Source organism: Streptomyces sp. NPDC002276 (assembly GCF_053891435.1).
In genome coordinates, this window is sequence record NZ_JBSFCQ010000007.1 from 395,536 (window position 1) to 411,035 (window position 15,500).

The 15,500-nt window shown below is 70.9% G+C and carries 10 protein-coding genes; 6 read left to right on the top strand and 4 right to left on the bottom strand.

The window, feature by feature from the left end; translation table 11 throughout:
• Positions 1-8: 8 nt before the first annotated feature.
• Genes ACWIHT_RS20915 through ACWIHT_RS20930 form a run of 4 tightly spaced genes read right to left on the bottom strand, consistent with a single transcriptional unit; the run spans position 9 to position 3,583 of the window.
• Positions 9-653: a response regulator gene (locus tag ACWIHT_RS20915; protein ID WP_262063796.1), complete on the bottom strand. Its 645-nt coding sequence runs from the start codon at positions 651-653 to the stop codon at positions 9-11.
• Positions 646-1,914, bottom strand: coding sequence for a sensor histidine kinase (locus tag ACWIHT_RS20920; RefSeq protein ID WP_456169627.1), 1,269 nt, complete (start codon positions 1,912-1,914; stop codon positions 646-648). Before ACWIHT_RS20920 ends, ACWIHT_RS20915 begins: the two co-directional genes overlap by 8 nt.
• A 26-nt stretch (positions 1,915-1,940) precedes the next feature.
• A complete protein-coding gene (locus ACWIHT_RS20925) occupies positions 1,941-2,675 on the bottom strand; it encodes an ABC transporter permease (RefSeq protein ID WP_456169628.1) in 735 nt (244 codons plus the stop codon).
• A complete protein-coding gene (locus ACWIHT_RS20930; RefSeq protein WP_201055212.1) occupies positions 2,672-3,583 on the bottom strand; it encodes an ABC transporter ATP-binding protein in 912 nt (303 codons plus the stop codon). Before ACWIHT_RS20930 ends, ACWIHT_RS20925 begins: the two co-directional genes overlap by 4 nt.
• Positions 3,584-3,744: 161 nt before the next feature.
• Between ACWIHT_RS20930 and ACWIHT_RS20935 the strand changes: the two genes are divergently transcribed.
• The 6 genes from ACWIHT_RS20935 to ACWIHT_RS20960 all read left to right on the top strand — a co-directional run bounded on the left by ACWIHT_RS20935 (position 3,745) and on the right by ACWIHT_RS20960 (position 15,431).
• On the top strand, positions 3,745-5,589 hold the full coding sequence (locus ACWIHT_RS20935; protein WP_456169630.1) for an ABC transporter ATP-binding protein: 1,845 nt from the start codon (positions 3,745-3,747) through the stop codon (positions 5,587-5,589).
• Positions 5,586-7,445: an ABC transporter ATP-binding protein gene (locus ACWIHT_RS20940; RefSeq protein WP_456169631.1), complete on the top strand. Its 1,860-nt coding sequence runs from the start codon at positions 5,586-5,588 to the stop codon at positions 7,443-7,445. The genes ACWIHT_RS20935 and ACWIHT_RS20940 overlap by 4 nt, the downstream gene beginning before the upstream one ends.
• Before the next feature lie 25 nt (positions 7,446-7,470).
• On the top strand, positions 7,471-9,195 hold the full coding sequence (locus ACWIHT_RS20945; protein WP_456169632.1) for an ABC transporter ATP-binding protein: 1,725 nt from the start codon (positions 7,471-7,473) through the stop codon (positions 9,193-9,195).
• Complete coding sequence (locus ACWIHT_RS20950; protein WP_456169633.1) at positions 9,192-10,964, top strand: ABC transporter ATP-binding protein; 1,773 nt, start codon at positions 9,192-9,194, stop codon at positions 10,962-10,964. Before ACWIHT_RS20945 ends, ACWIHT_RS20950 begins: the two co-directional genes overlap by 4 nt.
• Before the next feature lie 527 nt (positions 10,965-11,491).
• Positions 11,492-13,519 (top strand): M4 family metallopeptidase, encoded by a 2,028-nt coding sequence (locus tag ACWIHT_RS20955; protein ID WP_456169634.1) that lies wholly within the window; start codon positions 11,492-11,494, stop codon positions 13,517-13,519.
• Positions 13,520-13,775: 256 nt separating this feature from the next.
• The gene (locus tag ACWIHT_RS20960) at positions 13,776-15,431 is read left to right on the top strand and encodes a M4 family metallopeptidase (RefSeq protein WP_456169635.1); all 1,656 of its coding nucleotides are present in this window, start codon (positions 13,776-13,778) and stop codon (positions 15,429-15,431) included.
• Positions 15,432-15,500 lie beyond the last annotated feature (69 nt).

Consider the following 15,500-nt stretch of genomic DNA (forward strand, 5'->3'; position numbering starts at 1 on the left):
CACCGCCCTCAGCCGAGGATCCCCCGGTCGTACGCCGTCGCCACCGCCGCCGCGCGGTCCTTGACGCCCAACTTGCCGTACAGGTGGGTGAGATGGGTCTTGACGGTCGCCTCGCTGATGAAGAGTTCGCGGGCGATCTCGCGGTTGGAGGTGCCCTTGGCGACGAGGGCCAGCACTTCGCGTTCGCGGGCGGAGAGCGGTTCGTTGCCGGGAGTCTGGGGGCCGCGCACGGCGGAGACCAGGCGGGAGGCGACGGCGGGCGAGAGGACCGTACGGCCCTCCGCCGCCGCGCGGACGGCGGTGAACAGCTCGTCGCGGGGCGCGTCTTTGAGGAGATAGCCGGTCGCGCCCGCCTCGATCGCGGGCAGGGTGTCGGAGTCGGTGTCGTACGTCGTCAGGACGAGCACCTTCGCGCGGGCGGCGCGGCGGGTCAGCTCTCGGATGGCGTCGACTCCCCCGCCGGCCGGCATCCGCAGGTCCATCAGGATCACGTCCGGGTCGAGGGCGGCGGCCCGCTCCACGGCCTCGACGCCGTTCGCCGCCTCGCCCAGGACGCGGAATCCGGGCGCGGACTCGAACATGCCGCGCAGACCGTCCCGTACGACGGGATGGTCGTCGACGATCAGCAGGGAGATCAACAACTCGTCACTCATGGCGCACCAACGGTACGCGAGCCGACAGGGCCGTGCCGCACCCCGGCTCGGACTCGACCGCGAGGGTGCCCGCGATGCGCTCGGCGCGGACGCGCATGCCGTCGAGGCCGAAGCCGCCGGTGCGGGTGCGTTCGGGCAGCGCGAGGGGGTCGAAGCCCTGGCCGTCGTCGCGGATGTCGAGGATGACGTCCTCGCCGAGGAAGGAGAGGGTGACGCCGACGCGGGTGGCGCGGGCGTGCCGGGCCGCGTTCGACAGGGCCTCCTGGGCGATGCGCAGCAGGGTCGCCGAGACCTCGTCGTGGAGCTGTTCGGTGGTACCGGTGACGGTGAACTCGGCGCGGACACCGGTGCGTTCGCCCCACTCGGCGACCGTGTTCTTCAGCGCCTCGGGCAGTCCGTCGTGCTCCAGGGCGACCGGGGCGAGGTTCTGCACGGAGCGGCGGGCCTCGCCGAGGCTGTGCCGGGCGAGGGTGGCGGCACGGTCGAGGTGGGTGCGAGCGGTCGTCAAGTCGGGTGCGTTGGCTACGACTTGGAGCTGGGCGATGATGCCGGTCAGTCCCTGGGCGATGGTGTCGTGGATCTCGGCGGCCAGCCGACGGCGTTCGTCGGCGACCCCGGCTTCCCTTGCCTGGACGAGGAGTTGGGCGTGCAGGGCGGCGTTCTCGTCGAGGGCCTGTTGCAACGCCGTATTGGTGCGTTCGAGTGCGGTGATGGTCTCGGTGCGCTCGCGGGAGCGCCGGGTCTCCTGGTCGGTCATATGGGCGATCGCCATCTGGAGAACGGAGTTGGCGAGCACGAGCGCCCCGAAGAGAACCCATTGCAGCCCGCTTCCGAACGGCATCCCGCCGGCCTGCGCTCCGGCCACGGTGACCGCGCTCGCGAACAGCCCGACCCGCTGCCCCACGGTGCCCGGGATCAGTTCGTCGGCGTCCATGAAGCCGGAGGCCGCGTAGAACGCGAAGAACGGGTCGATCCAGGTGAGGACGAAGGCGAGGGCCCAGCGGACGACGTAGTACGCCGTCCCCGTCCGCGACGGGGTGCGGCCGCGGCCGGGGCGGCGGACACGGGTGGCGTGCCACCACAGCTGGAGGACGAGCGCGGCACCGGCCAGGGACCAGCCGGTCCACCACTGGGCGGCGCTGTAGTCGAACAGACCGGACGAGGCGACCGCGAGGACCACACTGATACCGAGCAGCCCGTACGGCCCCCACGTGTGCAGCTGCTCCCAGCGCCGGTCGATCTGGCGGTCCCTGGTGGTCATCTCCCCAGTCTGCACGGCCGCCGCCCCTACTCCCAGCGGAACCAGCGGGAGGCGCCCGCCGTCAGCAGGACCGTCCAGGCCACGAGCACGCCCAGGTGCGTCCAGCCCGGCCAGTGCCCGGCCGCCGCCCGGTTCAGGGCCTCGGCGGCGGCGCCGAACGGCGTGTAGCCGACGATCCGGGCCATGACGTCCGGCATGGAGTTCACCGGGATCCAGACGCCCGCGCAGAACATCATCGGGAAGAACACGGCCGACCCGATGGCGCCCGCGATCTTCGTCGTCCGCGACAGCGCGGAGACCACCGCGCCCAGTGCGAGCGCGGCCAGGATCGCGAGGAGCAGGGCGAGGAGATAGCCGAACGGCTGCTGCGGGAGGCGTACGTCGAAGGCGAGGCGGCCGACGATCAGCGCGCACAGGGCGGAGGCCAGGGCCGCCGTGCCGTAGACCACCATCTGGGCGGAGAGCAGGGCGGAGGGGCGGACCGGGGTGGCGGACATGCGGCGCAGGATGCCGCGTTCGCGGTAGCCGGTGAGGTTCTGCGGCATCGACTGGAGCGCGCCGACGATCATGCCGAGGAGGACGGTGACCGGGACGTACACGTCGATCGTGCGCAGGCCGCCGAGGTCGGCCTCGTGGTGGCGGAAGCCCGGGATGGAGCCCAGGATCACCAGCAGGACCGTGGGGAAGGCCAAAATCCAGAAGAGGGCGCCGGGTTCGCGGCGGAAGAGGCGCAACTCGGTGCGCAGGACTGCGGTGTTCATCGGGTGACCTCCGTCAGGTCCAGGAAGGCGTCGTCCAACGTGGCGTCGGAGACCCGGAGTTGGTGGGCGGTGATGTGACCGCGGGCGAGCAGGGTGATGACCGCGTTGACGGTCTCGTCGGTGCCGGAGAGCGTGATCCGGTCGTCCTTGCGGGCCACGGAGGTGAGCGCGGGCAGCGCGTTCAGGTCACCGTCGTCCAGGGGCGCGGAGGGCGTGAAGCTGATGACGGTGGAACCGGCCGAGCGGCGGATCAGCCCGTCCGGAGTGTCCAGTGCGGCGACCCGGCCCTTGTCGATCACGGCGATCCGGTCGCACAGCCGCTGCGCCTCCTCCATGAAGTGGGTGACGAGCAGCACGGTGACCCCGCTCGCCCGCACGTCCTCGATGAGCTGCCAGGTGTCGCGCCGGGCGCGCGGGTCGAGTCCGGTGGTGAGTTCGTCGAGGACGACGACCCGGGGGTTGCCGATCAGCGCGAGCGCGATGAACAGACGCTGCTTCTGGCCGCCGGACAGCTTCGCGAAGCGGGTGGTCAACTTGGCGGTCAGGCCCAGGCGTTCGGCCAGCGGGCGCCAGTCGGCGGGGTGCGGATAGAGGGCCGCGTACAGCTCCAGGGCCTCGCGGACGGTGAGTTTGGCCTGGAGTTCGCTCTCCTGGAGCTGGGCGCCGAGGACGCGGGCGACCTGCTCGTGGTCGGCGACGGGGTCGAGGCCGGTGACCCGGACCCGGCCCGCGTCCGGGACGCGCAGGCCCTCGACGCACTCGACGGTGGTGGTCTTGCCTGCGCCGTTCGGGCCGAGGATCCCGAAGATCTCGCCCTCCTCGACGGCGAACGAGACACCGTCGACGACGGCCCGGCCGCCGTAGGACTTGCGCAGTGCGGTGACTTCGATGACAGGTGTGGCTGACATGTTCCCAGAATCCCGGGAAGGCGGGGCCGGGCACATCGCCCATCGCGCTCGACCGGGCATCAACCGATCGGTTGATGCCCTGGTACGACCCCCTGGTACGACCCCTTGGTCGGCCAAAACTCGGTGGGCACTGTCAGTGCCGGTCCGTAGGCTCGCCGGTGATGTCGACGACACGTGCAACCCCCATGGACCACACCGATCGTTCCGCCGTACGCACCCTGCTGCGGCTGTGGCCGTACGTCCGCCCCGTGCGGGTACGGCTGTTCACCGCGGCCGGGGTGGCCGTCGTCGCGTCCTGTACGGGGCTGGTGTTCCCGCTCGTCCTGAAGTGGATGGTGGACGGACCGGTCGCCGACCGGGACACGGCGGGCGTGTGGCTCGGGGCGCTGTATCTGCTGCTGCTCGGCATCGCAGAGGCGGGCCTGTTCGGGCTGCGGCGCTGGCTCGTGGCCCGGCCGTTGTCACGGGTCGAGGCGGAGATGCGCGCGGATCTCTACCGGCATCTGCAACGGCTCCCGGTGTCCTTCCACGACAGATGGCCATCAGGCCAACTCCTCTCCCGGGGCACCACCGACCTCATGCTGCTGCGCATGTTCCTGGCCTTCCCTCTCACATTCCTGCTGGTCAACGCCGTGACGATCCTGGTCGGCGTGATCATCATGCTGCTCCAGGACTGGACGCTGGGACTGGTGATCCTGGGGCCCGCCGTGCCGGTGGTCGTCACCTGCGTGATCTTCGAGCGGCGGTACGCGCATGTGGCGCGGCTCGCACAGGACCAGGTCGGCGATCTGACGACGGTCGTCGAGGAGAGCGTGCTCGGCATCCGCATCATCAAGGGCTTCGGCCGCCACCGCAGCCAGGCACGGGCCTTCCGCGACCTCTCCCGTACCCTGCGCGGCACCGAACTCCACAAGGCCCGCCTGCTCGCCGCGATCTGGGGCGTCATCGTCACCCTCCCCGAACTGGCCCTCGGCGCGACCCTGGTCCTGGGCACGATCCAGGTAGCGGACGGCAACCTGTCCGCAGGCACGCTGGTCGCCTTCCTCTCCACGGCCCTGGCCCTCCGCTGGCCGGTGGAGTCGATCGGCTTCCTCCTGGCGATGAGCCAGGAGGCGGCAACGGCGACGGAGCGCTATTTCGAGGTGATGAGTGAAACCCCGGAGACAGCTTTGACGCCGGAAGAGGAGGCGCCCCATAGGGGCGCGGGGAACTGCGCGACCAGCCCCCACCGGCCCGCACCCGAAAACGACGGCATCCGTTTTTCGAAAGTCTCCTTCCGCTACCCAGACGCCCCATCGGATTCCCCACCCACCCTCGACCGCATAGACCTGCACATCAAACCCGGCGAATCCATGGCCCTCGTAGGCGCCACCGGCACAGGCAAAACCACCCTCACCGCACTCGTCCCCCGCCTACACGAGGTGACCTCGGGCCACATCACACTGGACGGCGAGGACATCACCGCGATGCCCCGAGAAACGCTGCGCGAACTCGTAGCCGTAGCCTTCGAGGAACCCACCCTCTTCTCGACCAGCGTCAGCGAAAACGTACTGATGGGCGCCGAAAAGAGCGCGGGACAACCGGAGTTGGACCGCGCACTGGCCGTAGCGCAGGCGGACTTCGCCCACGCGCTCCCCCAGGGCACGGACACCCGCGTCGGCGAACAGGGCCTGAGCCTCTCCGGCGGCCAGCGCCAACGCCTCGCGCTGGCAAGGGCCGTGGTGGGCAGACCCCGCTTCCTCGTCCTGGACGACCCGCTGTCCGCGCTGGACGTCCACACGGAGGCCGCCGTAGAAGCCGCGCTGCGCCAAGTCCTCGCGGACACAACGGCGTTGATCGTGGCCCACCGCCCGTCCACGGTCCTGCTCGCCGACCGGGTCGCGCTGCTGTCGGACGGCCGTATCACGGCGGTCGGCACCCACCAGGAACTGCTGCGCACGAACGCGGAGTACGCGTATCTCATGTCGGGATCCGAACCGCACGACCGGCCGGAGGACGAACGATGACCGCCCCCACCACATCGGCGCCCACCACAGACGACGACCACGAACCCCCGCACCGGCCCGCCGCGGACGACCCCTTCGACCACGACGACCTGCCCACTCCCCCCGGCGCGACCGCCGCCCTCCTGCGCTCCCTGCTCGCGCCCATGAAGGCCCGCGTCACCCTCACCACCCTCCTCCTGCTGCTCCAGCAGGCCGCGGTGCAGGTGGGCCCGCTGCTGGTGGCGTACGCGATCGACCGGGCGGTGCCCGCGTTCCGGCACCACGACCGCGGGCCGCTGATCGCCGTGGCCGTGGGCTATCTGCTGTGCGCGCTGCTCTCCGGCGGACTCCAGTACGCGTTCATCGGCGCCTCCGCCCGCGTCAACCAGGACGTGCTGCTCGATCTGCGCGGCCGGATCTTCCGGCACGCGCAGGCGCTCAGCATCGACTTCCACGAGCGCTACACGTCCGGCCGGCTCATCTCCCGTTCCACCACGGACGTCGAGGCGCTGCGCGAACTGCTCAGCGAGGGCCTCCAGGAGCTGATCACGGTCATCCTGTCGTTCGTCTACATCTCGGCGATGCTGCTCTGGCTGGACCTGGGGCTCGGCGCGGTCTCGGTGGCGTCCTTCGTGCCGCTGTATCTGCTGGTGCGGGTCTACCAGCGGCGCGCGGTGCGGGTGTACGGGGCGCGGTCCACGGCGATCGCGCGGGTGATCGTGAAGTTCGTGGAGACGATGAACGGCATCCGCCCGGTGCGCGCGTTCCGCCGCGAGGCGGTGAACGACGCCGACTTCCGGGTCCTCAACCAGCGGCACGAACGGTCCAACGGCGACGCCCTGTTGGAGATGGCCCGCTATGTCACCGGCTCCCGCCTGGTCGCCAACACGGCGGTCGCGGTGATCGTGCTGTGGGGCGCGAACCGGGTCGCGGACGGCTCACTGGAACTGGGCGTCCTGGCCGCCGCGGTGCTGTATCTACGACGGCTCTACGACCCGATCGACCGGCTCGGCATGTTCCTCAACTCCTACCAGTCGGCCGCCGCGTCCCTGGAGAAGATCGCGGGGCTGCTGGCCCAGACACCGTCCGTACCCGAGCCGTCAACACCCGTGCAACTGCCCGCACTTGAGTCGGAACAGCCCGGCCGCGAGGTCGTCTTCGACGGGGTCCGCTTCGCCTACCGCACCGGCGGCGAGGTACTGCCCACCTTCGACCTCACCCTCCCCGCCGGACAGACGGTCGCCGTGGTCGGCTCCACCGGCGCCGGCAAGTCCACCCTGGCCAAGCTGCTGGCCCGCTTCTACGACCCCTCGGACGGGCGGGTGCTGCTCGACGGCGTCGACCTGCGCGAGCTGTCCGGGCCCGAACTGCGGCGCGGGGTGGTGATGGTGACGCAGGAGGCGTTCCTGTTCTCCGGCACGGTCGCCGAGAACATCGCGATCGGCCGTCCGGACGCGCCGCGTGAGGAGATCGAGCGGGCCGCGAAGGCGATCGGCGCGCACGACTTCATCAGCGCGCTGCCCGACGGCTATGACACGGACGTACGCAAACGGGGTGGCCGTATCTCGGCCGGTCAGCGTCAACTCGTGGCGTTCGCGCGGGCGTTGCTCGCCGACCCGGCGGTGCTGATCCTGGACGAGGCGACGAGTTCGCTCGACGTCCCGGGCGAACAGGCCGTGCAGCGCGCCATGTCGACGGTCCTGCGGGGCCGCACGGCGGTGGTGATCGCGCACCGGCTGTCCACCGTCGAGATCGCGGACCGGGTGCTGGTCATGGAGCACGGCCGGATCGTCGAGGACGGCCCTCCGGCCGAACTCGTCGCGGGGACAGGGCGGTTCTCGGATCTGCACCGGGCGTGGCGGGACAGCCTGGCGTGAACCAGCGGCGACGACGGGGGCAGTAGTGATCGACGCGTACGAGGATCCCGGGACACCCGACTGTCGGGGTGGCTGGCGCTTCCTGTGGTGGCTGGTGATGCGGCAGCGGTGGCGGGCGGTGGCCGGGGCGTTGCTGTCGAGCGTGTGGATGGTGCTGCTGGCGGCGGCGCCGTATCTGATGGCGCGGGCGGTCGACGACGGTCTGGTGCCGGGGCATCTGGGCACGCTGGCCTGGTGGAGCGGGGCGCTGTTCGCGGTCGGGGCGGTCAACTCGTGGCTGAGCATCATGCGGCACCGGACCATGACCCGGGTGCGCATGGACGCCAACTTCCGCACGGTGAAGCTGATCGTGGGCCAGGCGGTCCGGCTGGGTGCCGTGCTGTCGCGCCGGGCGCGGGCGGGCGAGGTCATCACGATCGGCGTCGGTGACGTGTGGACGATCGCCCAGTCCCTGACCGTCGTCGGACCCGGCTTCGGCGCCCTGGTCGTCTACGGCGTGGTGGCCGGGGTGCTGCTGTCGATCTCGGCGCCGCTGGCCGCCGTGGTGCTGCTGGGGGTGCCGGTGCTCGCGCTGCTCGCGGGGCCGTTGACCCGGCGGTTGCAGAGCGTGGAGACGGAGTACCGGGAGCGGCAGAGCGTGCTGACCGCGCGCATCGCCGATCTGTCGGGCGGGCTGCGGGTCCTCAACGGGCTTGGTGGCAAAGGGCTGTTCGCGGACGCGTTCCGGCGTGACTCGCAGCGGCTGCGGGCGCAGGGCTACCGGGTGGGCGCGGTGGCCAGCTGGGTGCAGGCGATCGGGGTCGGGCTGCCGACCCTGTTCCTCGCCGTGGTGACCTGGCTCGCGGCCCGGCTGGCGGCCCAAGGGCAGCTCAGCGTGGGCGAGTTGGTCGCCGTGTACGGCTATGTCGCGGTCCTGGTGGGCCCGGTGGCCTTCTTCGTGCAGATGGTCTACGAGCTGAGCCGGGGCGTGGTGGCCGCACGGAGGGTCGTACGGCTGCTGGCGCTCGAACCCGAGACGGACACGGGCACGTCGGCCGCGCCCGCCGAACCGGCCGCCCTGTACGACCCCGACTCGGGGGTGCGGGTGGCGCCGGGGCGGCTGACCGCGCTGGTAGGGGCTCGGCCCGGGGAGACGCTGGCCGTGGTCGACCGGCTCGGCCGGTACGCGCCGTCCCGGGTCACCTGGGGCGGGGTCGCGCTCGACGCGGTTCCGCTGGACCAGGTCAGGTCCCGGATCCTGGTCGCGGACAACGAGGCCGACCTGTTCGCCGGGCCGCTGCGGGAGGTGGTGTCCGGGCGGCGGGAGCGGTCGGCGGAGGCGGTGGCCGAGGCCGTGTTCGCGGGTGCCGCCGACGACATCGTGCAGGGGTTGCCGGAGGGGCTCGACTCACTCGTGGCCGCGCAGGGCCGCAGCCTCTCCGGCGGGCAGCGCCAACGGGTGCGGCTGGTAAGGGCGTTGCTCGCCGAGCCCGAGGTGCTGCTCGCGGTGGAGCCGACCTCGGCGCTGGACGCGCACACGGAGGCGGCGGTCGCCCGGCGGCTGCGCGAGGCGCGCTCGGGCCGTACGACGGTGGTGACCACGACGTCGCCGCTGGTCCTGGACCAGGCGGACACGGTCCTCTACCTGGTCGACGGCAAGGTGGCGGCCGACGGCGACCATCGCCGGCTGCTGGCCCAGGAGCCCGGCTACCGCGCGCTGGTGGCCAGGGACGCGGGTGCGGACGCGGACGCGGAGGAGGTCGCGCGGTGACGGCGGACAAGGGTCAACTCCCGGTCGCGGGACGGGCCGAGGTGCGGCGGGCCGCGGTCCGGCTGGTCCGGTTGGACCGGCGGGCGTTCGCCGTCGTGCTGGTGGTGAACGCGCTGGCGGCCGGGGCCGGTCTGGTCGGGCCGTGGCTGCTCGGGCGGATCGTGGACGAGGTGCGGGCCGGGGCCGGAGTGGGGGTGGTGGACCGGCTGGCCCTGGTCATCGTGGTGTGCTCGCTGGCCCAGTTGCTGCTGTCGCGCTGGGCGCGGTACGTGGGGTACCGGTTCGGGGAGCGCACGCTGGCCCGGGTCCGGGAGGACTTCGTGGACCGGGCGCTGGCGCTGCCCGCGTCGGTGGTGGAGCGGGCCGGGACGGGCGATCTGACGGCGCGCGGCACCTCCGACGTGGCGACCGTGGGCACGACCCTGCGGGATGTCGCGCCCGAACTGCTGGTCTGCTCGGTGGAGGCGCTGTTCGTGATGGGCGCGGTGTTCGCGCTGGACCCGCTGCTCGGTCTCTTCGGGGTGTTGGGTCTGACACCGATCTGGTTCGCGCTGCGCTGGTATCTGCGCCGGGCCCGGGACGGCTATCTCGCGGAGGGCGCGGCGACGTCGGAGGTCGCCGAGATCCTCACGGCGACGGCGTCCGGGGCGCGCACGGTGGAGGCGTTCCGGCTCCGGGAGCGGCGGGTCACCGCGAGCCGGGACACCCTGGAGACCGCCAAGCGGGCCCGGTTGTACACGCTGTTCCTGCGGACCGTGTTCTTCCCCGCGGTCGAGGTGTCGTACACGATCCCGGTGGCGGGCGTGCTGCTGGTCGGCGGGTGGCTGCACGCGCGCGGGGCGGTGGGCGTGGGCGCGGTGGTGACGGCCGCGCTGTATCTGCGGCAGTTCACCGACCCCTTGGACCAGATCCTGGTGCGGGTCGAGCAACTCCAGAGCAGCGGCGCCTCGTTCGCCCGGGTCGAGGGGCTGGCCCGCGCGCCGCGCGCGGAGGGCGACGGGGACGCGCCGGTTCCGGCGGACGACCGGATCGATGTGACCGGGGTGCGGTACGCCTACGAGCGCGGTGGTGAGGTGCTGCACGGCGTGGACCTGTCGGTGCGGCCGGGCGAACGGCTGGCGGTGGTCGGCCCGTCCGGCGCCGGGAAGACGACACTCAGCCGACTGCTGGCGGGCGTCGACGCGCCGACCGAGGGCACGGTGACCGTGGGCGGGGTGCCGGTCTCCGGACTCTCGCCGGAGACGCTGCGCCGCCAGGTGGTGCTGGTCACCCAGGAGCACCACGTGTTCCTGGGCTCGGTCCGCGAGAACCTCCTGATCGCCGAACCGACCGCCACGGACGAGGAGTTGTGGGCGGCACTGGCGGCGGTCGGCGCGGAGGAATGGGTACGGGAGCTGCCCGACGGCCTCAACACCCCGCTGGGCGCGGACGGTCGGGCGACGGACGGCTCCCAGGCCCAGCAACTCGCCCTGGCCCGCGTGGTGTTGGCCGACCCGCACACGCTGATCCTGGACGAGGCGACGGCCCTCCTCGACCCGGCCACCGCCCGCCACACCGAACGCGCCCTGGCCGCCGTCCTGGAGGGCCGCACGGTCATCGCCATCGCCCACCGGCTGCACACGGCCCACGACGCGGACCGGGTGGCGGTGATGGAGAACGGCCTGCTGACCGAACTCGGCCCGCACGAGGAGCTGGTGGCGGCGCGGGGGGCTTATGCGGCGCTGTGGCGTTCGTGGCACGGGAACGGGCGGGCGGCGTCGAACGACTGACGCCGGGCGGGCGGTCCTCGCCCGCTCCGCCAAGCCGCGTCCCGCCCCGCCCCGACCCTCCCCGTCCGCCTGCAACCCGATGTGTCCTGACCACCGCGCAGGCCGACCGTCCGGCTGCCGTGTACGCGCTGCGGGATGCCGCCGCCCCCGCTGTGGCCGCGTTCGGTGCCGCCGTGCGGGCGCGCCTTCCCGCACAGGCACCTGACAACAGGCCGCGGGCAGACGGCAGGGACCTGGCATCACCGTGCTGGCCGAACTCGACCAATACGCCCACAGCACCAAGGCGTATCGGTACACGGACCTTCTGTTCACGGTCGAGGAAGCGTCAAGTGGCGCTCCGCATAACGGACATGAACACCCGGACAACGAACGAATTCCGGCCAAGTTCCTGACGCGCTCCTGACAGAAAGCGCGAGCTGGTGCCACTCTTCCCACTGGCGCTTCACAGCAACCCCACAGCTTCACTCCTGTGATCCCTGTGATCTCCCCTGGTCGCGCGATCCGCGACCGTCCTGAAGGAGTCAGTGTTGAGAAGCAATTCCTCGCGCAGACGCACCTCCCACATAGTCGCCGTCGCCGGCGTCACCGCTCTGCTCGCCGCGGCCGTCCAGGCGGGCGCGACCTCCTCCGCCGCTCCGGCCAAACCCCTTGCCAGCAAGGGGAATCCGGCGCACATGGCCCTGTCCCTCTCCGCCTCGCAGCGTGCCGAGCTGCTCCGCGACGCCGCGTCGGCGCGGACCACCACCGCCAAGGACATCGGCCTCGGCGCCAAGGAGACGCTCGTCGCCCGTGACGTCATCAAGGACGCCGACGGCACGGTCCACACCCGCTACGAGCGCACCTACGCCGGACTCCCGGTCCTCGGCGGCGACTTGGTCGTCGACACCGCCAAGTCGGGTGCCACCGAGCGCGTCATCAAGGCGACCGACGCCACCATCGCGGTCGCCGACCTCACCCCGGGCGTCGCCACCGCGACCGCCGAGAAGCAGGCCGTCTCCCGCGCCAAGGCCCTCGGCTCCACCAAGTCGGCCGCGGACTCGGCCCGCAAGGTGATCTGGGCGGCGAGCGGCAAGCCCGTCCTCGCCTACGAGACGGTCGTCGGCGGTCTCCAGGACGACGGCACCCCGAACCAGCTCCACGTCATCACCGACGCGGCCACCGGCAAGAAGCTGTACGAGTACCAGGGCATCGAGAACGCCACCGGTACGGGCAACACCCAGTACAGCGGCGCCGTTTCGCTGACCACGACCCAGTCGGGCACGTCGTACAACCTCACCGACGGCGACCGCGGCGGCCACAAGACGTACAACCTCAACCACGGCACCTCCGGCACCGGCACGCTGTTCTCGCAGACCAGCAACACCTGGGGCAACGGCACCACGTCGAACGCGGCGACGGCCGGCGCCGACGCGCACTACGGCGCGGCGGAGACCTGGGACTTCTACAAGAACACCTTCGGCCGCAGCGGCATCAAGAACAACGGTGTCGGCGCCTACTCCCGTGTCCACTACGGGAATTCGTACGTCAACGCGTTCTGGGACGACAGCTGCTTCTGCATGACCTACGGCGACGGCTCCGGCAACGCGGACCCGCTGACGGCGCTGGACGTGGCGGGGCATGAGATGAGCCACGGCGTCACCTCCAACACCGCCGGGCTCAACTACTCCGGTGAATCAGGGGGGTTGAACGAGGCGACCTCCGACATCTTCGGCACCGGCGTCGAGTTCTACGCCAACAACTCCACCGATGTGGGCGACTACCTCATCGGCGAGAAGATCGACATCAACGGCGACGGCACGCCGCTGCGTTACATGGACAAGCCGAGCAAGGACGGCGGCAGCGCGGACAGTTGGTACTCCGGCGTCGGCAACCTCGACGTGCACTACTCGTCGGGCGTCGCCAACCACTTCTTCTATCTGCTGAGCGAGGGCAGCGGCGCCAAGGTCATCAACGGCGTCAGCTACAACTCGCCCACCTCGGACGGGCTTCCGGTCACCGGGATCGGCCGGGACAAGGCGCTCCAGATCTGGTACCGCGCGCTCACCACGAAGTTCACGTCCACCACCAACTACGCGGCGGCCCGCACCGGGACGCTCGCGGCGGCCGGTGAGCTGTACGGCACGACGGGCGCCGAGTACAAGGCGGTGCAGGACGCGTGGGCGGCCGTCGCGGTCGGTGCGCGCTCCGGCGGTGGCGGCGGGACCGGCACGTCGTTCGAGAACACGGCCGACGTATCGATTCCGGACAACGGGGCGGCGGTCACGTCGTCGGTCACGGTGTCCGGTCGGACCGGCAACGCGCCCTCGAACCTCTCGGTCACGGTCGACATCGTGCACACCTGGCGCGGCGACCTGGTGATCGACCTGGTGGCCCCGGACGGGTCGACGTACCGCCTGAAGAACTCCAGCTCGTCCGACTCGGCGGACAACGTGCAGGCCACCTACACGGTCAACGCGTCCTCCGAAGTCGCCAACGGCGTCTGGAAGTTGAAGGTCCAGGACGTGGCGGCACAGGACACCGGCTACATCAACAGCTGGAAGCTTACGTTCCCGTAAAAACCAGCCGTCCACTTCAGGCCGCACAAACAAGGCGCCGTCTCGGGGTTTCAACTCCGGGGCGGCTCCCTGTTGTGGACGTTTACATTGCGGAAACGTTCACCGGACAGTCGATTTTGAGCCAACATCACTTCGGGGTCCTGACATGTACGCGCCCCTGATGCGAGTCTTCCCTCACGCCGCTTCAGCACAGCAATTTCACAACCGCTCCGGTCAGTAACCCCACACTGCCGGACTCCCCCACAGAGGAGCTCGCGTGACCCCCCTCTACGCGCGTCACAAGCGCACCACCCTGGCCATCGCCACCGCGGTGGCCGCAGGCGCCCTGCTCGCCACCGGTGTCACCACCGGTGCCTCCGCCCAGCCCGCCACGGGCAAGGCGGCCCCTCTCGCCGCCGCCCCGCAGCTGCTCTCCAACGCCGCGCGCACCGCGCTCGTCCAGGAGAAGCAGGCCGACGCGGCCGAGACGGCGACGCAGATAGGCCTCGGCACCAAGGAGAAGCTGGTCGTCAAGGACGTCGTCAAGGACGTCGACGGCACGGTGCACACCCGCTACGAGCGCACCTACGCGGGCCTCCCGGTCCTCGGTGGCGACCTGGTCGTCCACACCTCGCCGGCCGGCAAGACCGAGGGTGTCACCAAGGCGCACTCGGCGACCATCAAGGTCGCCACCGTCACGCCGAAGATCACCGTCGCCAAGGCGGAGAAGCAGGCGCTGACCGCCGCCAAGGCCGCCGGTTCGGACAAGACCGCCGCCGACGGTGCCCGCAAGGTCATCTGGGCCGGCTCCGGCACCCCCGTCCTCGCCTACGAGACGATCGTCGGCGGCCTCCAGGACGACGGCACCCCGAACCAGCTGCACGTCATCACCGACGCGGCCACCGGCAAGAAGCTCTTCGAGTACCAGGGCATCGAGAACGCCACCGGCACCGGCAAGACCCTGTACTCGGGCTCGGTCAGCCTCACCACCTCGCTGTCGGGCACGACGTACTCGCTGACCGACGCCTCGCGCGGCAGCCACAAGACGTACAACCTGAAGCACGGGACGTCCGGCACCGGCACCCTGTTCACCAACACCACGAACACGTGGGGCACCGGCGCCGCCTCCAGCTCCACCACCGACGTGACCGCCGCCGCGGACGCCGCCTACGGCGCCCAGGAGACGTGGGACTTCTACAAGGACACCTTCGGCCGCAGCGGCATCAAGAACAACGGTGTCGGCGCCTACTCCCGCGTGCACTACGGCAGTTCGTACGTCAACGCGTTCTGGGACGACAGCTGCTTCTGCATGACCTACGGCGACGGCGCCAGCAACACCCACCCGCTGACCTCGCTGGACGTGGCCGGCCACGAGATGAGCCACGGCGTCACCGCCAACACCGCGGGCCTCAACTACTCCGGTGAGTCCGGCGGGTTGAACGAGGCGACCTCCGACATCTTCGGCACGGGTGTCGAGTTCTACGCCAACAACTCGTCCGACGTCGGCGACTACCTCATCGGCGAGAAGATCAACATCAACGGCGACGGCACCCCGCTGCGCTACATGGACCAGCCCAGCAAGGACGGCGGCTCCGCCAACTACTGGTCGTCCTCGGTCGGCAACCTCGACGTGCACTACTCGTCGGGCGTCGCGAACCACTTCTTCTACCTGCTGTCCGAGGGCAGCGGTTCGAAGACCATCAACGGGGTGGCCTACAACTCCCCGACGTACAACGGCGCCACCCTCGCCGGCATCGGCCGCGCCAAGGCGCTCCAGATCTGGTACAAGGCGCTGACGACGTACTTCACGTCGACCACCAACTACAAGGCGGCCCGCACCGGCACCCTGAGCGCGGCAGCGGCGCTCTACGGTTCCAGCTCCGCCGAGTACGCGGCGGTCGCGGCGACCTGGACGGCCGTCAACGTCACCTGACAGCCGCTGAGTTGACAGGCTGGACCCCAGGGCGGTACCCGGAGCGAAGGCATCTCCGGGTACCGCCCT

What these genes read in the sequence shown, in the direction of transcription:
- ACWIHT_RS20920 (WP_456169627.1), bottom strand. Translation starts at nt 1,914, where the DNA reads ATGACCACCAGGGACCGCCAGATCGACCGGCGCTGGGAGCAGCTGCAC.
- ACWIHT_RS20930 (WP_201055212.1), bottom strand. Translation starts at nt 3,583, where the DNA reads ATGTCAGCCACACCTGTCATCGAAGTCACCGCACTGCGCAAGTCCTAC.
- ACWIHT_RS20925 (WP_456169628.1), bottom strand. Translation starts at nt 2,675, where the DNA reads ATGAACACCGCAGTCCTGCGCACCGAGTTGCGCCTCTTCCGCCGCGAA.
- ACWIHT_RS20935 (WP_456169630.1), top strand. Translation starts at nt 3,745, where the DNA reads ATGTCGACGACACGTGCAACCCCCATGGACCACACCGATCGTTCCGCC.
- ACWIHT_RS20940 (WP_456169631.1), top strand. Translation starts at nt 5,586, where the DNA reads ATGACCGCCCCCACCACATCGGCGCCCACCACAGACGACGACCACGAA.
- ACWIHT_RS20915 (WP_262063796.1), bottom strand. Translation starts at nt 653, where the DNA reads ATGAGTGACGAGTTGTTGATCTCCCTGCTGATCGTCGACGACCATCCC.